Annotated in this window: 18 protein-coding genes; 8 read left to right on the top strand and 10 right to left on the bottom strand. The window is 66.7% G+C overall.

Annotation, left to right across the window (positions count from 1 at the left end; translation table 11 throughout):
- Positions 1-2: 2 nt before the first annotated feature.
- From IT41_RS15010 to IT41_RS14980, 7 genes are all read right to left on the bottom strand, one after another.
- Complete coding sequence (locus tag IT41_RS15010) at positions 3-1049, bottom strand: quaternary amine ABC transporter ATP-binding protein (protein ID WP_036742861.1); 1047 nt, start codon at positions 1047-1049, stop codon at positions 3-5.
- Positions 1046-1927, bottom strand: coding sequence for an ABC transporter permease (locus IT41_RS15005; RefSeq protein WP_036742859.1), 882 nt, complete (start codon positions 1925-1927; stop codon positions 1046-1048). Before IT41_RS15005 ends, IT41_RS15010 begins: the two co-directional genes overlap by 4 nt.
- Before the next feature lie 82 nt (positions 1928-2009).
- Positions 2010-3002, bottom strand: a complete 993-nt coding sequence (locus IT41_RS15000) for an ABC transporter substrate-binding protein (RefSeq protein ID WP_036742857.1) — start codon at positions 3000-3002, stop codon at positions 2010-2012.
- A gap of 212 nt (positions 3003-3214) precedes the next feature.
- Positions 3215-4408 carry a multidrug effflux MFS transporter gene (locus tag IT41_RS14995; protein WP_036742855.1) on the bottom strand — a complete coding sequence of 398 codons (1194 nt, stop codon included), beginning with the start codon at positions 4406-4408 and terminating at the stop codon, positions 3215-3217.
- A gap of 207 nt (positions 4409-4615) precedes the next feature.
- On the bottom strand, positions 4616-5353 hold the full coding sequence (locus IT41_RS14990) for a calcium-binding protein (protein WP_036742853.1): 738 nt from the start codon (positions 5351-5353) through the stop codon (positions 4616-4618).
- A gap of 193 nt (positions 5354-5546) precedes the next feature.
- Complete coding sequence (locus IT41_RS14985) at positions 5547-6239, bottom strand: anti-sigma factor (protein ID WP_036742851.1); 693 nt, start codon at positions 6237-6239, stop codon at positions 5547-5549.
- Positions 6240-6290: 51 nt separating this feature from the next.
- Complete coding sequence (locus tag IT41_RS14980; protein WP_036742849.1) at positions 6291-6782, bottom strand: RNA polymerase sigma factor; 492 nt, start codon at positions 6780-6782, stop codon at positions 6291-6293.
- Between the two features lie 93 nt (positions 6783-6875).
- Here IT41_RS14980 and IT41_RS14975 point away from each other — a divergent pair, with 93 nt between their 5' ends.
- Both IT41_RS14975 and IT41_RS14970 read left to right on the top strand, forming a co-directional pair.
- On the top strand, positions 6876-8153 hold the full coding sequence (locus IT41_RS14975) for a S8 family serine peptidase (protein ID WP_036742848.1): 1278 nt from the start codon (positions 6876-6878) through the stop codon (positions 8151-8153).
- Between the two features lie 74 nt (positions 8154-8227).
- Positions 8228-9166: an asparaginase gene (locus IT41_RS14970; RefSeq protein ID WP_036742845.1), complete on the top strand. Its 939-nt coding sequence runs from the start codon at positions 8228-8230 to the stop codon at positions 9164-9166.
- Between the two features lie 4 nt (positions 9167-9170).
- On the opposite strand, the gene IT41_RS14965 is transcribed toward IT41_RS14970, so the two are convergent.
- Positions 9171-10085: a Gfo/Idh/MocA family protein gene (locus IT41_RS14965; RefSeq protein WP_036742843.1), complete on the bottom strand. Its 915-nt coding sequence runs from the start codon at positions 10083-10085 to the stop codon at positions 9171-9173.
- On the bottom strand, positions 10082-11830 hold the full coding sequence (gene araD / locus IT41_RS14960; protein ID WP_036742841.1) for an L-arabinonate dehydratase: 1749 nt from the start codon (positions 11828-11830) through the stop codon (positions 10082-10084). Before araD ends, IT41_RS14965 begins: the two co-directional genes overlap by 4 nt.
- 145 nt (positions 11831-11975) lie before the next feature.
- Here araD and IT41_RS14955 point away from each other — a divergent pair, with 145 nt between their 5' ends.
- A complete protein-coding gene (locus IT41_RS14955; protein WP_036742839.1) occupies positions 11976-12914 on the top strand; it encodes a LysR family transcriptional regulator in 939 nt (312 codons plus the stop codon).
- A gap of 24 nt (positions 12915-12938) precedes the next feature.
- Here IT41_RS14955 and IT41_RS14950 read toward each other — a convergent pair whose 3' ends face one another.
- A complete protein-coding gene (locus tag IT41_RS14950; RefSeq protein ID WP_231564762.1) occupies positions 12939-14969 on the bottom strand; it encodes a DEAD/DEAH box helicase in 2031 nt (676 codons plus the stop codon).
- Between the two features lie 218 nt (positions 14970-15187).
- On the opposite strand from IT41_RS14950, the gene IT41_RS14945 reads away from it, so the two are divergent.
- From IT41_RS14945 to nrdE, 5 genes are all read left to right on the top strand, one after another.
- On the top strand, positions 15188-16018 hold the full coding sequence (locus IT41_RS14945; protein WP_036742837.1) for a DUF6635 family protein: 831 nt from the start codon (positions 15188-15190) through the stop codon (positions 16016-16018).
- Between the two features lie 47 nt (positions 16019-16065).
- Complete coding sequence (locus IT41_RS14940) at positions 16066-16257, top strand: hypothetical protein (protein ID WP_036742835.1); 192 nt, start codon at positions 16066-16068, stop codon at positions 16255-16257.
- A gap of 298 nt (positions 16258-16555) precedes the next feature.
- Positions 16556-16777 (top strand): glutaredoxin-like protein NrdH, encoded by a 222-nt coding sequence (gene nrdH / locus IT41_RS14935; protein ID WP_036742833.1) that lies wholly within the window; start codon positions 16556-16558, stop codon positions 16775-16777.
- 8 nt (positions 16778-16785) lie between these two features.
- Positions 16786-17202 (top strand): class Ib ribonucleoside-diphosphate reductase assembly flavoprotein NrdI, encoded by a 417-nt coding sequence (gene nrdI, locus IT41_RS14930; RefSeq protein ID WP_036742830.1) that lies wholly within the window; start codon positions 16786-16788, stop codon positions 17200-17202.
- Positions 17184-19310, top strand: a complete 2127-nt coding sequence (gene nrdE, locus IT41_RS14925; protein ID WP_036742828.1) for a class 1b ribonucleoside-diphosphate reductase subunit alpha — start codon at positions 17184-17186, stop codon at positions 19308-19310. Before nrdI ends, nrdE begins: the two co-directional genes overlap by 19 nt.
- Positions 19311-19325: the final 15 nt, after the last annotated feature.

The raw sequence follows: 19325 nt of genomic DNA, 5'->3' as shown, positions 1-19325 counted from the left end.
GTTCAGGTCTCGGCCTCGGTCGCCGCGTCGGCGGGATTGACCATGGCATCCAGGATGCCGGGCAGGTCGATGACGCCGATCACCTTGCCCGAGACGTCGCAGACCTGCGCGCTGGAGACGCCCTCCCGGGTCATGCGGCGCGCCACGAGATCCAGCTTCGACCGCGCCTTGACCCGAAAGGGCGGCAGCGCGGCGCCGTCCGGGACCGGGCCGGCAACGGTCGCGGCCTCGATGATGCGGCCGCGATTCACCTCGCGCACGAATTCCGCGACATAGGAATTCGCCGGGCTCAGCACGATCTGCTGGCCGGTGCCGATCTGCTCCATCGCGCCGTCGCGCAGGATCGCGATCTTGTCGCCAAGCCGCAGCGCCTCGTCCAGATCATGGGTGATGAAGATGACGGTCTTGCGCAGTTCCGCCTGCAGTTCCAGCAGGATGCCCTGCATATCGACCCGGATCAGCGGGTCCAGCGCGGAAAACGCCTCGTCCATCAGCAGGATCTCGGCGTCATTGGTCAGCGCGCGGGCCAGACCGACGCGCTGCTGCATGCCGCCCGACAGCTGCTTGGGATAATATTCCTCATAGCCTTTCAGCCCGACCCGCTCGATCCAGTGGCGGGCGCGCCGCTCGGCCTCGGGCCGGTCAAGGCCGCGGATATCCAGCCCGTAGGTCGTGTTGCGCAGGACCGTGCGATGCGGCAGCAGGGCGAATTTCTGGAACACCATCGCGGTTTTGCGGCGCCGGAATTCGCGCAGCTGATCGCGCGACATGGTGACCACGTCGCCGCCGTCATAAAGCACCTGCCCCGCCGTCGGCCGGATCAGCCCGTTGATATGACGGATCAGCGTCGATTTGCCCGAGCCGGACAGGCCCATGATGACGGTGATCCGGCCCTCGGGGATGGTCAGGTTGATGTCCTGCAGGCCCAGCACATGGTTGTGACGCTCGTTCAGTTCGGTCTTGCCCAGACCGGCCTTGACGGCATCGACATGGTGGGCGGCATCCGGGCCGAAGATCTTGTAGAGATCGCGGATTTCGATATCGCTCATTTGCCGGCCTCGGTGTGTTTCTGCAGCCGCTTGCCATAGGCCTGCGTGGTGCGATCCATGATGATCGCGATGGCGACGATGGCGAGCCCGTTCATCACCCCCATGGTGAAATACTGGTTGTTGATCGCCTGCAGCACCGGCTGGCCCAGCCCCCGCACCCCGATCATCGAGGCGACGACGACCATCGACAGGCTCATCATGATGGTCTGGTTGACGCCGGCCATGATGGTGGGCAGCGCCAGCGGCAATTGCACGTCGCGCAGCTTTTGCCAGCTGCCCGAGCCAAAGGCCTCGGCCGCCTCCAGCACATCGGGGGCGACATGGCGGATGCCCAGATTGGTCAGCCGGATCACCGGCGGGATGGCATAGATCACCACGGCGATCACGCCCGGCACCTTGCCAAGGCCGAAGATCATCACCACCGGGATCAGATAGACAAAGCTGGGCATGGTCTGCATCATGTCGAGGATCGGCGTGACGATGGCGTTCATGCGGTTCGACTGCGCCATCAGGATGCCCACCGGGATGCCCACAACCACCGCGATCAGCGTGCAGACGGCGACCATGGCGACGGTGCGCATGGTGTCCTCCCACATGCCGAAATAGCCCACGATCAGCAGCGCGATCACCGCGCCAAGCGCGATCCGCCAGCTGCGGCTCAGCGCCCAGATGCCCGCTGCCAGAACCGCCAGAACCAGGATCCAGGGCGAATCGATCAGCAGGTTCTCGATGGCGGTCAAAAGCGTTTGCAGCGGCGAAAACAGGCTTTCAAGCGTTTCGCCCCAGGCACGGGTAAAGTCGCGGAATGCGCCGTCGATCGCAATGCGCAGCTCGCGCAGATCGGAACGGCTCATTTCCGGGAACCGGATCAGGTCCATATGAAATTCTTTCCTTCGGAAACGGAAATGGGCAAGGCCGCCCCGGCGGCCCTGCCCGGCAAAGCGCGTCGTCCCCGGAGGTTCAGAGCGCGGATCTGACTTTCTCCGCGACCTCGTCCGGGACCCATTGCGTCCAGAGCTCCTCCTGGGTTTCAAGGAAGCGATAGGCGCCGTCCTCGTTGCTGGCCTGGTTCTCGGACATCCAGGACAGCATCGCGTTCACCGTGTCATTGGTCCAGGCGCGCGCCTTGACGTAATCCATGGCCGGGCCGGCCTTTTCCGAGAATTCCCGCGTCACGGCGGTATAGACGTCGGACACCGGCCATTCGGTCACCTGCGGGTCAAGGCAATCCGCCTGCACGATGCATTTGTCCCAGCGTTCGCGGTCGAATTCCGCCTGCAGGTCCAGCCGGGTCATGTCGTATTTGCCCAGGATCGCGGTCGGCGCCCAGTAATAGCCCAGCCAGCCCTCCTGACGGTTGAAGGCGCGGGCGATCGAGCCGTCCAGCCCCGCCGCCGAGCCGGTATCGACCAGCTCGAAGCCCTTTTCATCGGCCTTGGCGCCCATATACTGGTTTTTGTTGATCAACTGGCAGGCCCAGCCCGAGGGGCAGCCGAACCAGGCGCCCTTGCTGCTGTCCTCGGCGCCGGGGAACAGTTCGGGCCGGGCCAGCGCGTCCTCGAGCGTCCTGATCCCCTCTTTCTCGGCCAGCCAGGTGGGAATCCAGATCCCCTCGACCCCGCCATCGGTCAGGATCTGCGCGGCGATGACGATGCGCCCCTCGGCCACGGCCATGTCCAGCGGCTCCTTGACCGCATTGACCCAGAGTTCGGGCGCCATGTCGGGCTCGGCCTTTTCGTTCATCGAGGTAAAGGTCGGCATGGTATCGCCGGCCACCAGCGCGACCTCGCAGCCGTAACCCTCTTCCAGGATGATCTTGTCCACCCAGGCCGCCAGCCCGGCCGAGGCCCAGTTCATTTCCGCGATGGAAATCCTGCCGCAATCCTCGGCTGCCAGCGCGGGGACCGACAGACCCAGAAAGGCAAGCGTGGTCGAAGCAAGAATCTTGCGCATGAAAGACGTTCTCCAGTTTTCATCTGCCCCTGATGGCGGGGCGTGCGAAGCAGGCCGGACGATCGGGTCGCCGGACGATTCGCGGGCCATTCTGCGGCCCTGTTTCACTTCTGGCACTGCACGGGCAGCGCCCCGGGATGGGGCGGACTATACAGGCGGCGACCGGAAAATCAAAGGCCCGGCACGGCAATCCGCCGATGCCGGGCGCCGGTTCAGCCCCGGCTCAGCCGCAGGCGCGGCAGCGATGCCGCGGCCGCAAGCCAGGCAAAAGCCGCGCAAAGCGCGATGGCGGGAACCATGGTGGCGGCGCTGTTGTCCAGAAACGGCCCGGTCAGGGCGATCATCAGCCCGCCGGTCAGCATCTGGATCGTGCCGCCCAGGGACGAGGCCAGCCCGGCAATGTCGGGATGCGGGTCCAGCGACATGACCATGGTCGTGGGCATGACCAGCCCCAGACAGGCATTGGCGACAAGCAGCCCCGCGATCACCACCGGCAGGGCGTCGATCCCGGCCAGAACCAGCCCGGCCAGCAAGAGCGCCAGCGCGGCAAAGCCGGTGATGGCAAGCGAGATGACGCGCTCCATCCCGAACCGACCGGCCAGCCGGCCGGCGAATTGCGAGGCCGAGAAAAAGCCGATCGCATTGACCGCGAAGGCCAGCGAAAAGCCGGTCGGGCCAAGCCCGTATTGCCGCGTATAGACAAAGCTGGCCGAGGCCAGAAAGACGAAAAAGCTGGCCATGCCAAAGCCGCCGATCATCGTCAGCCCGACGAAATGGCGATCCGACAGCAGCCTGCGCGCGCCGCTTGCCATGGCCGCCAGACGGATCGGATGGCGATGGCGCGCGCCCAGCGTCTCGGGCAGGCAGAACACGATCAGCAACAGGCTGACCAGCCCGGCGCCGGCCAGCACGAAAAAGATCTCGCGCCAGCCGCCCATGGTCATCACCGCCGAGCCGGTCAGCGGCGCCAGCATCGGCGATACCGAGATCACGATCATGATCGCCGCCATCATCCGCGCCGCGTCGGGGCCGGTCGCCAGATCGCGGATCACCGCGCGCGGCACCACCATCAGCGTCGCGGCGCCGAAACCCTGCACGGCGCGCGCCGCGATCAGCCATTGGATCGAGGGCGCCATGCTGGCCGCGACCGTCGCCGCCAGAAAGATCGCGACCCCGATCAGCAGCGGGATCTTGCGCCCCACCGCGTCGGCCATCGGCCCGTAAAACATCTGCGCGATGCCGAAGGCGACGAAATACGAGGTCAATGTCAGCGCCGCCATGGCCTCGGTCGTGCGCAGATCGGTCGCGACCTGCGGCAGCGCGGGCAGATACATGTCGATGGCAAAGGGCCCGACGGCGGAAAGCAGGCCCAGCAGCAGGGCCATGCGGAACAGGGGATCACGCATCCTGTAACCTGTCATTCTGATATGGGAAATGGGGGCGCGGAATCGCACCGAAGGATCATGCCGCCGCCTTGCCCGATCCTGTGCCAGTTTTCCGCGTCGCGCGCAACCCGCAACCGGCGCGCCGCGCCCCCCGCCGGAACGCCAAGACGGGCGCGACTGATGCGCGCCCGCCCGGCTGTTCCCCGTTATTGTGACTGGCTCGGGGTTTCAGAAGCTGAAGTCGTCCGCGCCAAGGCTGTTCAGGCGCGTGTCCTCGATGATCAGCCGGCTCGAGCCGACGCTGAGCACCACATCGTCGCCGGCCTGCCGCATGGCGCCGCGCACATCCGAGAAGCTGTCGAAACGGTCAAAGGCCTGCAGGTTGATCCGGTCGTCATCATCCTCGAAATCGGTGATCCGGTCGCGGCCGCCGTGAAAGATGAACACATCCCCGCCTTCGCCGCCGGTCATCGTGTCGTTGCCGGCGCCGCCGGACAGCGTGTCATTGCCCTCGTGCCCGATCAGGCGGTCGTTGCCGGCCTGGCCGAAGATGCGGTCATCGCCCTCGCCGCCATAGACGACATCATTGCCGGCGCCTGCGCGGATGCTGTCATTGCCTTCGCCGGCGGTGATCACGTCGACGCCGCGGCCGGTGATGATCACGTCATTGCCTTCGCCGGCATTGATGCGGTTGTTGCCATTGCCGGCATAGATATTGTCATTGCCTTCGCCGGCATTGATCGTGTCATTGCCCGAACCGGCGTGGATCCTGTCATTGCCGCCGCTGTCGACGACGCGGTTATGGCCGTGGCCGGCATTGATGCGGTCATTGCCTTCGCCGCCATCGATATAGTCATTGCCGTTGCGGCCCAGGATGTAGTCGTCGCCCGACCGCCCGAACAGCCGGTCTGCGGCATTGGTCCCGATGATCCGGTTGTCGTCGTCATTTCCGCGAATGGTCGCCATGGTGTTGCTCCGTCACTGTGTCTTCCGGCGGGTAGGATGATCGCTGTCCGCATCCGGCTGCCGGTTTGGCCGGGATGGAACCGTGAAATCCTGCTTCGAATTCCGATGCGATTACGCGTCGGCCCGGCAGTTATTCCCCGAATGCGAAAATTTCTTGAAACAGGGCAAAGGCCGGCAGTCGCCCGCCGATGGCTCAGCCCCGGGCGTCGATGCCCAGGGCCGAGGCTTCCTCGGCCGGGGTCAGGGGCGCGCCGGCGCCAAGATCGCGCAGCGCCGCCTCAAGCGAGACATCGCCCGAGGCGGGCACATAGCCGCTTTGTTCGCCCTCGATCACGGCGGCGAACCGTCCCTGCCATCCCTCGGCCTCGCGGCAGGCCAGAACGATGCGGATGCGCGCATCCCGCAAGGTTTCGTATTCGCGGCAGAACTGGCCCTGCTCGGTCGTGAACGAGGCGATCATGGTCAGTTCGGCCCCGTCCTCCAGGGCCCGGGTTTCGCCCGAAGGCAGGCTCTCGAGCGCCGCCAGCTCGGCCGCCGGGATCGCGGCGGGGCCGGCATCGGGCCAGAGCCACCATCCCAGCCCGACCACCGCCAGCGCGACCGAGGCCGCCGCCGCCAGCAAGGGTCGGCGGTTCAGGTTGGCCGGTTGCGACAGCGGCGCGGGCCGCAAGCTGCCGGCGCGGATCATCGCGGCCAGCGGATCCTCGCCCCCGATGGCGGGGCGGGCGCGGGCCGCCTCGGCCAGGATCTGGCGGGTGCGCACGAAACGCTCATAGCGCGCGGCAAGCAGGGGGTCGGCCGCGACCGCCTTCTGGATATCGCCCGCCGCGGCGGGGTCCAGTTCGCCATCCGCTAGCGCCATGAGGGTTTCGTCACTGATCTGCATTAGGGTTTTTCCGTCCGGTTTCCGCACCGTCAGGGATATACGCGCGGGGTCTCATTTTATTCCCAGTTTTTCGGCCAGCGCCAGCCGGGCCCGCGAAAGCCTGCTCATCACCGTGCCCTTGGGGATGCCCAGGATATCCGCCGTTTCGGCATAGGACATTTCCTCGACACAGACGAGATGCAGCACCTCGCGCTGTTCCTGCGGGATCCCGGCCATCGCGGCCTCGACCGATTGCAGCATCAGCCGCGCCTCGATCGCCGGGCCGGGGTCGGTGGCGACGATATCGGGCATCTCGAACAGATCGACGCGGGTGCCGGCGCTGCGGTTGCGGCGCGTCATGTCGATCCAGGCATTGCGCATGATGCGAAACAGCCAGGGCTCCAGCCGCGCCTTGGGATCGAAGCTCGCCTGCTTGGCGATCGCGCGCTCGACGGTGATCTGCACGAGATCATCGGCCACGTCCCCCTTGCGCGACAGCGACAGCGCAAAACGGCGCAGATTGGGCAGCAATGCGATCAGGTTTTCGCCGAATGCCGCATCCATGATAACACCGTAATTGCGAAAAAATTCCCTTCCGGTGGAATAATATGTAGGGCAAATCGTAAATGTCCAGAAACCCGCCCGACGGAGAAGGCAATGACCCGCATCCTGCTGGCCGCGCTGGCCCTGATCGCCATGTTTCTGGCCGATCTGCCCCCCGATCTCGGCGGTTTCTCGCCGGTCACGGCGGCCTGGGCGGATGACGACGACGATGACGGCGGCGACGATGATGATGACGATGACGACGGGCCCAGGCGGCGGCGGCCGGTGCCGGTCCGGCGCCCGCAGGCGGTCGTGCCGCCGCCGCCCTTCGCGCCCGACGAGGTGATCGCGCGCGGCCTGTCCGAGGCGGATCTGCAAGCGCTGCAGGCGGCCGGCTTTCGCGAATTGCGCCGCAGCCCGCTTTCGTCCGGGGAAACCCTGTCACGGCTGCGCAAACCCGCCGCCATGCCGCTGGTTGAGGCGCGCGACATGGTGCGGGGGCTGGAATCGGTCGCGACGGCGGATCTCAACCATTATTACCGGCCGGGCAATGGCGAGGAATGCGTGGGCGGGGTCTGCCCGATCCGCAACATGATCGACTGGCCGGTCAATACCGCCGGCTGCGGCACGCCGCCCCGCATCGGCATGGTCGATACCGGCCTGAACGAGGGCCATGACGCGCTGGCCCCGGCGCGGCTGCGGCTTTACCGGCTTGACCGCGATCAGGGCGATCAGCCCTCGGACCTGCTGCATGGCACCTCGGTCGCGGCGCTGCTGGTCGGGGCGGCCGACAGCCGCACGCCGGGGCTGGTGCCGCAGGCCGAGCTGATCGCGGTCGACGCCTTTTACAAGGCCGGCAATGACGAGCGCGCCGATGCCTATGCGCTGGTCGAGGCGCTGGATTACCTTGCCGCGCAGGATGTGGCGATCATCAACCTGTCGCTGGCCGGACCCTTCAACCTGGCGCTGGCGCGGCAGGTCAAGCGGCTGGACGAGATGGGCATCGTCATGGTCGCGGCGGCCGGCAACGGCGGCCCGGCGGCCAAGCCCGCCTATCCGGCCGCCCTGCCCTCGGTCATCGCGGTGACCGCCGTGGACCGGCGCGGCCAGATCTATCGCCGCGCCAATCGCGGCGAGCATATCGACATTGCCGCGCCGGGGGTCGAGGTCTGGACCGCCGCCTCGGTCCGCGGCGCGCGCACCCGCACCGGAACCTCGTATGCGGCGCCCTTCGTCACGGCGGCCATCGCGCTGCTGTTGCAGGAAAACCCGCAGATGACGCCGTTCCAGATCCGCGAGCGGCTGCGCTTCTCGGCCCGCGATCTGGGGCAGGCGGGGCATGACGAAGTGTTCGGCTACGGGCTGCTCTTGCCGCCCAACCCCTGCGGCTGACGGCGCGGCTCTGGCATCCGCGGCGGCGCGGATGCTAGCCTGCGCGCAACCAGTTCCGACGCCGGGGGCATGAGATGACGGGAACCGACAAGACGCCGCTGCTGGCCGTGCTGGCCACCGGCGGCACCATCGCCAGCCGCAAGGACAGCCATGGCGCCGCCCGGCCCGGTCTGACGGCGCGGGATCTGCTGGCGATCCTGCCGCCGATCCCGGCAAGGCTGCGGCCAAGGGAATTGCTGGCCAAGGATTCCTCGTGCCTGACGCTGGCCGACATGCAGGCGATCAGCGATGCGGTGGGCGCCGAACTGGCCGATCCCGAGATTGCCGGGATCGTCGTGCTGCACGGCACCGACGCGATGGAGGAGACCGCCTTTCTGACCCTGTTGCAGCATGCGCCCGAAAAGCCGGTGATCTTTACCGGCGCGCAATTCGCCTCGGACCACCCGCGATCGGACGGGGCGGGCAACCTTGCCGATGCCCTGAATCTGGCCGCCGATGCGGCGCGGCCGGGCGTCGCGCTGGCTTTCGGCGGGCGGGTGCTGCCGATCCGGGGGCTATATAAATCCGCCTCGGATTGCGCCGAGGCCTTTGCGCTGGCGGTGGATGAGGCGATGCCCCGCCTGAGCCCCCTGCCCGCCCCGGTCGCCGGCATCCGCGTCGATATCGTCGCGGTCCATCCCGGCGGCGATGCGCTGCATCTGGATGCGAGCCTTGCCGCCGGGGCGCAGGGGATCGTGCTGGCCGCGCTAGGCTCGGGCAATGCCTCGCCCGAGATCGTCGCCGGCATCGCTCGCGCGACCGCGCAGGCCGTGCCGGTTGTCACCTCGAGCCGCGTCCCCCGGGGCCTTCTGGCGCCTGTCTATGGCGGCGGCGGTGGCGGGCATGACATGCGGCTGGCCGGCGCCATTCATGCGCGGCTGCTGCGCCCCGGTCAGGCCCGCATCCTGCTGGCCGCGATGCTGGCGAATGGCCGGCCGGCCGAAGAGATCCGCGCCGCGTTCGAGACGCAATGACGGCTCAGAACGCGAAGGGTTCGACGGTGACCCGGCGGCCCAGGGTAAAGGCATCCGCGACCAGCACCATCGGCGACAGGTCCACATCCGAGGCGTTTTCGCCCAAGAGGCGCGCCATCTGCGCATAAAGCGCGGGATATTCGCCCATGATCGTGTCCGCGCCGCCCGCCGGCTGGCCGTCGATCTCCAGCAGGTTGCCGCCCATGCGCAGGGCCAGGTGGCCGCGATCCGTGCGGAACTCCATGTCCCAGGTCTGCGGCCCCTCCTGGCGGAAATCGAAATCGGCCGTGATGCCTTGCGTCATTTCCAGCCGCGCCGCGATCGGGGCGTCGCGATTGGCGGGAAAATCCAGCTCGGCCCCGGTCAGATGCACCGGCTCGGGCAGGATATGGGTCAGGATCGACAGCGCGTTGATGCCGGGATCGAACACCCCCATGCCCCCCGCCGCAAAGATCCACTCCTGCCCCGGATGCCATTTGCGCACATCCTCGCGCCAGGTGATGCGGCCGCTTTCGATGCGGCGGTCGCCCAGCCAGCGACGGGCGGCGGCCACGGCATGGGCCTCGCGCGAATGCCAGGTGGCGAACAGCGTCACGCCCTGCGCGCGGGCCAGGTCGCGCAGCGCATGCACCTCGGCCAGGGTGGCGCCGGGCGGTTTTTCCAGCATCACATGGCGCCCGGCCCGCAGCGCCGCCTGCGCCACGTCAAAGCGCGGCACCGGCGGCAGGCAGAGCGAAACCACGCCGATATCGGGCCGCGCCTCCAGCATATCCTCGATCCGGGTGAAACCCTCGACCCCATCGACGCGGCCTTGGCGCGAAACCGTCGCCGCCAGCTCCCAATCCGGGGATGCGGAAATCGCCGGAACATGCTGATCCAGCGCGATCTTTCCGATTCCGACAAGCGCGATCCGGGTCAATGGCTGTGCTTTCCGACTTCGCGGCCGCGGCAGCCTTTCAGGAAATCGAAATCCGCGCCGGTATCGGCGCCCTCGACATGCTCATGAAACAGTTGCGCATAGCCGCCAACGGGTATCGGCACAGGATTTTCCCATTCGGCCAGACGGCGGGCGATTTCCTCGTCGCTCAGGTCCAGATGCAGCCGGCGGTTCGGCACGTCCAGCTCGATCATGTCGCCGCTGCGCACGATGGCCAGCGGCCCGCCCCGCGCCGCCTCGGGCGAGGTATGCAGGATGACGGTGCCGTAAGCCGTGCCGGACATGCGCGCATCCGAGATGCGCACCATATCGGTGATGCCCTTTTTCAGCACCTTGGGCGGCAGGCCCATATTGCCGACCTCGGCCATGCCCGGATAGCCGCGCGGGCCGCACATCTTCAGCACCATGACGCTGTTTTCGTCGATCTCCAGCGCGTCGTCGTTGATCCGCGCCTTGTAATCGTCGATATCCTCGAAGACGACGGCCGGGCCGCGATGGGTCATCAGATGCGGACTGGCGGCCGAGGGTTTCAGCACCGCCCCATCGGGCGCAAGGTTCCCGCGCAGCACCGCGATGCCGCCATGCTCGGTCAGCGGCTTGTCGGCGGGCAGGATCACCTCCTCGTTCCAGTTCCGCGCGTCCTTGACCTCGTCCCACATGGTCTGACCGGAGACGGTCAGCGCGTCCCTGTTCAAAAGCCCCGCCTCGCCCAGCCGTTTCAGCACCACGGGCAGGCCGCCGGCATAAAAGAACTCTTCCATCAGATATTTGCCCGAGGGCATCAGGTTCACGATGGTCGGCACGTCGCGGCCCAGCCGGTCCCAGTCCTCCAGCGTCAGATCGACGCCGACGCGGCCGGCCAGCGCCAGCAGGTGAATGACGGCATTCGTCGAGCCGCCGATGGCGCCATTGGTGCGGATCGCATTCTCGAAAGCGGCGCGGGTCATCACGTCGCTGGGCTTCAGATCGTCCTTGACCATCTGCACGATGCGCCGGCCGGTCATCTGCGCCATGACGCGGCGGCGGCTGTCCACCGCCGGGATCGCGGCATTGCCCGACAGCGCCATGCCAAGCGCCTCGGCCATGGAGGCCATGGTGCTGGCCGTGCCCATGGTGTTGCAGGTCCCGGTCGAGCGGCTCATCGCCTGCTCGGCCTCAAGGAAATCGTCCTGCGTCATCTCGCCGGCCTTCACCGCCTCGCTGAACTTCCACAGATGCGTGCCCGAGCCGATCCGCTCACCGCGAAACCAGCCGTTCAGCATCGGCCCGCCGGTCACCACGATGGACGGAATATCGGTCGAGGCCGCGGCCATCAGCAGGCTGGGCGTGGTCTTGTCGCAGCCGACCATCAGCACGGCCCCGTCGATGGGCTGGCCGCGCATCGCCTCTTCGACCGCCATGGCGGCGAGGTTGCGATACATCATCGCGGTCGGGCGAAAGGTGTTCTCGCTGGCGGAAAACACCGGCACCTCGACCGGAAAGCCGCCGGCTTCCCAAATCCCGGCCTTCACCTTTTCGGCCAGTTCGTTCAGATGGCCGTTGCAGGGGGTCAGGTCGGACCAGGTGTTCATGATGCCGATGACCGGGCGGCCATCGAACAGATCATGCGGATAGCCCTGATTTTTCAGCCAGCCGCGATGATAGATCGTGTCGCGGGAATCGCCGCCATACCAGTGCTGGGACCGCAGCTTGCGCGGCCAGGGTGCGGGGGTGAATGTCTTGCTCATGGCGGGACCTCTGCACAACCGGCGATGCCTGACCCTGGCGCGCCACGCCGGGGGGCGGGCAACGGGCCTGATTTGGTCTAGCAACAAAACGACATGCTGGTAAAATTACTTGTTCCACGTTTTGCATACCGGAAACGATATATCCATGCCGCCCGCCCGCCTGATGCTGAAACCCGCGCAATTGCGCCTGATCCAGCAGATCGCCGAACATGGCCAGCTGCAACTGGCGGCCGAGACGGTCGGCATGACCCAGCCCGCCGCCTCGCGCATGCTGGCCGAGGCGGAAAGCCGGGTCGGCGCGCAACTGTTCATCCGCCAGCCCAAGGGGATGGTCCCGACCGAGATCGGCCAGGCGGTGCTGCGCCGCGCCCGGGTGATCCTGCGCGAGATGCTCAGCATGGCCGCCGATGTCACCGCCTTGCGCAGTGGCGAGGGCGGCGCGATCCGGGTCGGCGCGGTGACCGGACCGGCGGTCAGCTATCTGGTCTCGGCCATCCGCGAGGTCAAGCAGACCGCGCCCGAGGCCGATATCACGGTCGATGTCATGCCCTCGCGCGACCTGCTGGGCCATCTGGCGGCCGGAGAGATGGATTTCGTGCTGGCGCGGCTTTTGCCCGAATTCGACGGCCAGGATTTCAACATCCTGCCGATGCGCGACGAAAAGGTCTGTTTTCTGGCCCGGGCCGATCACCCGCTGAGCCGCCGCGACCGGGTCGCCCTGCCCGAGCTGATCGGGCATGAATGGATCATGCAGCAGCGCGGCGCGCCGATCCGTCAGGCGGCGCTGGCGGCATTCGCCGATGTCGGCCTGACCGAGCCGCGCAATATCGTCTCAAGCCCCTCGCTCCTGCTGACCATCGCCTATCTGGCGCAAAGCGACGCGATCACGCCGATGTCCGAGGAAATGGCCGAATTGCTGGTCCGCCCGCCGGTCAGCGCCGGCTTCGCGATCCTGCCGGTGCGCCAGGATATCCGCGTCTCGCCCTATTACCTGCTGGACCTCAAGCGCCGGCCACTGTCGCCGCTGGCGCAGCGGCTGCGCGACAGGCTGGCCGCCATGTCGCGCCGCGCCGCGCCGGGCTGAGGTCGGGCACCGGGAGGGGCGCCGTCAGCCCTTGCCGCCCCGGGGGCCGGTCTTGCGCAGGGGTTTCGCCTCGCCGCCACGCGCGGGCTTGCCGGCGGATTTATGCGATTTGAAGCCCTTGGCGCGGGACGGACGGCCATCGGCCGCCGTCTCGGCCTTGCCCGGACGCGCCGGGCCGCCATGCGACTTGAACCCGGCGGCACGCGGCGCGGGTTTGCCGCCCGCCTTGTCCTTATGCGCCTGTTTTTTCGAGGTGCTCCAGCGGGCCTTGCGCGCGGGTTCGGCAGGCTCGGCCCGAGACTCGACAGGCCGGGACTCGAAAGGCCGGGGGCTGGCAGCGGGTTTCGCCCGGGCCCTGACCGGCGCCGGATCGGGTGCCGGTTCCACGGCGGCGGGCCGGTGCCGCGGCGCCTGTCCGCGCGGCGGTTTGCGCGCCGCGCCTGCGTCCTGCGGCCGGCCGGGGGCGTCGAAAACCGGCTCGGTTTCCATCCGGCGCATGGTCAGGCCGGCTTCCAGTTCGGTGCTCTCGCCGAAATTCGGCGCCACGGCGGCGGCGATCTGGACGAATGTCTGGTCGGTCCTGACCCGGATCGCGCCGATCTCGTCGCGGGTGATGCCGCCCGCCTCGCAGATCTTGGGCAGAAGCCAGCGCGCCTCGGCCCGGCCGGAATGCCCGACCGAGAGCAGGAACCAGACCGAAGGCCCGAATTCGCCCCGCTCGCGCGGCGCGGCGGGGGCGGCGTGGGTCGCGGTATCGGCCAGTTCCTCGGGCGCGGGGCGGCCCTCGCGCCACAGCCGCACAAAGGCCGAGGCGACATGTTCCGCCCCAAACCGTTCCAGAAGCGTGGCCGCCAGCCCGGCCTCATCCCCCGGCGCCTCGTTCAGCGCCGGATGGTCCAGCAAGCGGGTGTCGTCGCGCGCCTGCACCTCTTCGGCCGAGGGCGCCTTGCCCCATTCCGCGACCAGCCTGGCGCGCTGCAACAGCCGCTGCGCGCGCTTGTATTCCGATGCCGGCACGATCAGGACCGAGGTCCCCTTGGCCCCTGCCCGGCCGGTCCGGCCGGAACGGTGCAGCAGCGTGTCGGGATTGGTCGGCAGATCGGCATGGATCACCAGTTCCAGCCCCGGCAGATCAATGCCGCGCGCGGCGACATCGGTCGCGATGCAGACCCGCGCCCGGCCGTCGCGCAGCGCCTGCAGGGCATGGCTGCGTTCCTGCTGGCTAAGCTCGCCCGACAGGGCCACGACCTTGAAACCGCGATTGCCCATCCGCGCCAGCAGATGGTTCACATTGGCGCGGGTCTTGCAAAAGATGATCGCCCGCTCGGCCTCATAGTACCGCAGGGTGTTGAAGATCGCGTGCTCGCGGTCGCGGGGCAGGACCGACATGGCGCGATATTCGATATCGCCATGCTGGCGCGCCTCGCCAATGGCGCTGATGCGCAGCGCGTCGCGCTGGAAATCCTGGGCCAGCGCCTCGATCGCGGGGGGCACGGTGGCGGAAAACAGCAGGGTGCGGCGGGTTTCGGGGGCGGCGCCCAGGATGAATTCCAGATCCTCGCGAAAGCCCAGATCCAGCATCTCGTCAGCCTCGTCCAGCACGCAGGCGCGCAGCGCGGACAGGTCCAGCGAGCCGCGCTCGATATGGTCGCGCAGCCGGCCGGGGGTGCCGACGACAATCTGCGCGCCACGCTCCAGTGCGCGGCGTTCGTTGCGGTAATCCATGCCGCCGACGCAGGTCGCGATCTGCGCGCCCGCCTGGGCGTAAAGCCAGCCCAGTTCGCGCGCCACCTGCAAGGCCAGCTCGCGCGTCGGCGCAATCGCCAGCGCCAGCGGCAGGCCCGATTGCGGCAGAAGATCGCCCTGATCCAGAAGATCGCCGGCCATGGCCAGCCCGAAGGCCACCGTCTTGCCCGAGCCGGTCTGCGCCGAGACCAGCACATCGCGGCCATGCGCACCGGGGTTCAGAACGGCCTCTTGCACAGAGGTCAGGCTGGCATAGCCCTTGGCTGCCAGCGCCGCGGCCAGAGGCGCGGCAATATCGTGATCGGTCATCTTCTTCGCCAGAAAGGGGATGCGGGGCATCCGGTCAACGGCACCCGTTCCCCTTTGCGGCCGGGCCTCCCACAACGCCCGCCGGCCCGGAAGTTCGGCGCCAAAGTCCGCCGCCTATATCGCCGGCGCGGCAAAGTCAAAGCAAAAGCGCCGCGGCGCATTGAGCCGCGCAGGTGCAATCCCTAGATTGGTCGCGTCCCGTCCCGGAAATCCGACCGATGCCGCTTGCCCCTGCCGATACCCGCCCGATGACCCGGCGCGAATCCGAAGCGCGCCGTTTCGCACGCGCCCGCTACGGGCTGCGCGGCACACTGGCGCTGCACCGCCACGCCCTGGGGCTGGACCTGCTGCGCGCGCCGCTGAACGTGATGCTGTCGCCGCTGTTCCTGCTGACCCGGCTGCTGGCGCCGCTGCTGCGCTGGATCGGGCTGCCGCGCGCAGCCGCATGGCTGGCCGGACGGCGCATCTTTCTGAAATCGGACATGGCCCGGGTGATCGAGGCCGACCTGACCGCCTTTGTCGCCGATCTGACCGAGAAGGGCCTGATCCCGCATGCCCCGCCCGAGATCGCCGCCCGCGCCATCGAGGATTACGCCGAAACCCGCAATGCCGTGTCCGAGATCACCACCTCGGCCCTGGTGCTGGCCTCGGGGCTGCTCTTGTTTCACCGCGCGACACCCGGCGTCATCTCGCTGGCCGGGCCGATCGCCAATCTGCGCGCCCAGACCCGTGCCATCGAGGATTTCGCCCTGGGCAGCTGGATGGGGCGGATGTGGTACGGCGCCTTTCCCGCCCAGCTTTCCGCACTTGAGCTGGTGCTGACCGGGATCGTGCTGGCCATCCTGGCCTCGGTGCTGACGACATTCGCCGGGCTGATCGCCGATCCGGTCCAGCTTTGGACCGGCGTGCATCGCCGGCGGCTGATGCGTCTGCTGGCGCGGCTGGACCGCGCCCAGGGCGGGCCGGCGCTGGAACGCGAGCATCTGCTGGCCCGTCTGGGCGATCTGTCGGACGCTGCGCTCAGCATCTGGCGCAGCTTCAAGGGGTGATGCGGAAAGCGGTGGCGCCCGCGCCGCCGCCCGGCTAATCTGCCGCCATGCTGGTCGATCCCCATCACCCGTTTTTCCGCCCGCTCTGGGTGCGCGTGCTCTGCGTCCTGCTGCCGCTGCTCTGGGCGGGGTTCGAGGCCTCGACCGGGGCGATCTTCTGGGCGATCCTGTTCGGCGCTGCCGGGCTCTATCTGTTCGTGGCGCTGTTCGTGACGCGCCGCGAGGATGACGGGCCCTGATCCGCGACGCCTGCAACCCAGGATTATTTCATGGTTAAGAAAATCGCCCGGAGGCTGCGACATAAATCTGCCGCAGAAACGGGCTAATGTGGCATTTCTGAATCTATCCACACCATATTTGGGTATCTGTGGATAGAATTTCGCTATATCTCGTTGACCGAGGGGCTGCATCATGGCTAATTAGGCTTTGCCCCGATGCCAGCGCATCACGGGAAAGGTTAACGGCACAGCCGGACCCGAACCGCGCGATGGCAAGGACAGCCGGGCTTCAAAAACGACAGAAAAGGGACCTTGAGGCATGACCATCACCGTCTATTCCAAACCGGCCTGCGTGCAATGCACCGCGACGACGCGCGCGCTGGACGCCCGCGGCCTGGCCTATCAGCTGATCGACCTGACCGAGGATGACGGCGCGATGGAACTGGTCACCTCGCTTGGTTATCGCCAGGCCCCCGTGGTTGTCGCCGGTGAAGCGCATTGGGCCGGTTTCCGTCCCGACATGATCGGCGCGCTGGCCTGAAACAGGCCATGGGCGGGCTGGTCTATTATTCCTCGGCATCGGGAAACACGGCGCGCTTTACCGCCCGGCTTGGCCTGCCAGCCAGCCGCATCCCGATCTCGCCGCAGGGGGACATGCCCGAGCCTGCCCTTCCCTATGTGCTGATCTGCCCGACCTATGCCGATGGCCAGGGTCGCGGCGCGGTCCCCAAACAGGTGATCCGCTTTCTGAACGATCCTGACCGCCGCGCCCTGCTGCGCGGCGTCATCGCCGCCGGCAACCGGAATTTCGGGGCGACCTTCGCCCTGGCCGGCAGGGTGATCGCCGAAAAATGCAATGTCCCCGTGCTCTATCGGTTCGAGCTGTCGGGGAGTGATCTTGATATCTCCCGCGTGCTGGCGGGTTTGGAAAAATTCTGGGGGACGGAATGCTTGACGATGGCGTAAAGGCCGAGCTGGACTATCACGCGCTGAACGCGATGCTGAACCTTTACGACGGCGAAGGCCGCATCCGCTTTGACGCGGATCGCAAGGCCGCGCGTCAGTATTTCCTGCAGCATGTGAACCAGAACACGGTATTCTTCCACAATCTGGACGAAAAGCTGCGCTATCTGGTCGATGAGGGCTATTACGAGCCCCAAGTGCTGGACCAGTATTCGATGAATTTCCAGCGCCAGATCTGGGACGAGGCGTATAAGCGCAAGTTCCGCTTTCCGACCTTTCTGGGCGCCTTCAAATATTACACCAGCTACACGCTGAAGACCCGCGACGGGCAGCGTTACCTTGAACGCTACGAGGATCGCGTGGTCATGGTCTCGCTGACGCTGGCGCGCGGCGACGAGGCGCTGGCCATGCGCTTCATGGAGGAAATCCTGTCGGGCCGTTTCCAGCCCGCGACGCCGACCTTCCTGAACGCGGGCAAGAAATCGCGGGGCGAGCTGATCTCCTGCTTCCTGCTGCGGCTGGAAGACAATATGGAATCCATCGGCCGCTCGATCAATTCGGCGCTGCAACTCTCCAAGCGCGGCGGCGGTGTCGCCCTGATGCTGACCAACCTGCGCGAGGCCGGCGCCCCGATCAAGGGGATCGAGAACCAGTCCTCGGGCGTCATTCCGGTGATGAAACTGCTGGAGGACAGCTTTTCCTACGCGAACCAGCTTGGCGCGCGGCAGGGCGCGGGCGCGGTCTATCTGAACGCGCATCACCCCGATATCCTGCGTTTCCTGGACACCAAGCGCGAGAACGCGGACGAAAAGATCCGCATCAAGACGCTGTCGCTGGGCGTCGTGATCCCCGATATCACCTTTGAGCTGGCGAAAAAGAACGAGGATATGTACCTGTTTTCGCCCCATGACATCGAAAAGGTCTATGGGGTGCCCTTCTCGGAAATCCCGGTCAGCGAAAAATATGCCGAGATGGTCGATGACAAGCGCATTAAGAAGAAAAAGATCAATGCGCGTGCCTTCTTCCAGACGCTGGCGGAAATCCAGTTCGAAAGCGGCTATCCCTATATCATGTTCGAGGACACGGTGAACCGCGCCAATCCCGTGCATGGCCGCATCACCATGTCGAACCTGTGCAGCGAAATCCTGCAGGTGAACGAGGCCAGCGAATTCAACGAGGATCTGAGCTATGCCCATCTGGGCACGGATATTTCCTGCAACCTCGGCTCGCTGAACATCGCCGCGACCATGGACGGGCCGGATTTCGGCGCCACCATCGAGGCCGCGATCCGGGCGCTGACCGCGGTGTCGGAAATGTCCGCGATCGATGCCGTGCCCTCGATCCGGCGCGGCAATGACGAGGCCCATGCCGTCGGCCTGGGCCAGATGAACCTGCACGGTTTCCTGGCGCGCGAGCATATCCATTACGGCAGCCCCGAGGGGGTCGAGTTTACATCGGTCTATTTCGCGGCCGTCGCCTATCACGCGATCCGGGCCTCGAACCTGCTGGCGCAGGAAAAGGGCCGGAGCTTCAAGGATTTCGAGCGCTCGAAATATGCCGATGGCACGTTCTTCGACAAATATACCAGCCGCGACTGGCTGCCGGTTTCCGAGGATGTGACGCGGGTCTTCGAGGGGATCGACCTGCCCACGCGCGAGGATTGGGCCGCGCTGAAAGAGGCGGTGATGAAGCACGGGCTTTACAACCGCAACCTGCAGGCGGTGCCGCCGACAGGCTCGATCAGCTATATCAACAACTCGACCAGTTCGATCCACCCGATCGTGTCCAAGATCGAGATCCGCAAGGAAGGCAAGATCGGCCGGGTCTATTACCCCGCCGCCTTCATGACCAACGACAATCTGGAATATTACCGCGACGCTTATGAGATCGGCCCGGAAGCGGTGATCGACACCTATGCGGCGGCGACCGAGCATGTCGATCAGGGCCTGTCGCTGACGCTGTTCTTCCCGGCCGAGGCGACGACGCGCGACATCAACCGCGCCCAGATCTATGCCTGGAAAAAGGGCATCAAGACGATCTATTACATCCGCCTGCGCCAGACCGCGCTGGAAGGAACCGAGGTGCAGGGCTGCGTCTCCTGCACGCTGTGATCCGCGTCGCCGGCG

This window comes from Paracoccus halophilus (genome assembly GCF_000763905.1).
Lineage (GTDB): Bacteria > Pseudomonadota > Alphaproteobacteria > Rhodobacterales > Rhodobacteraceae > Paracoccus > Paracoccus halophilus.
This window is presented reverse-complemented; position numbering and strand designations above follow the sequence as displayed.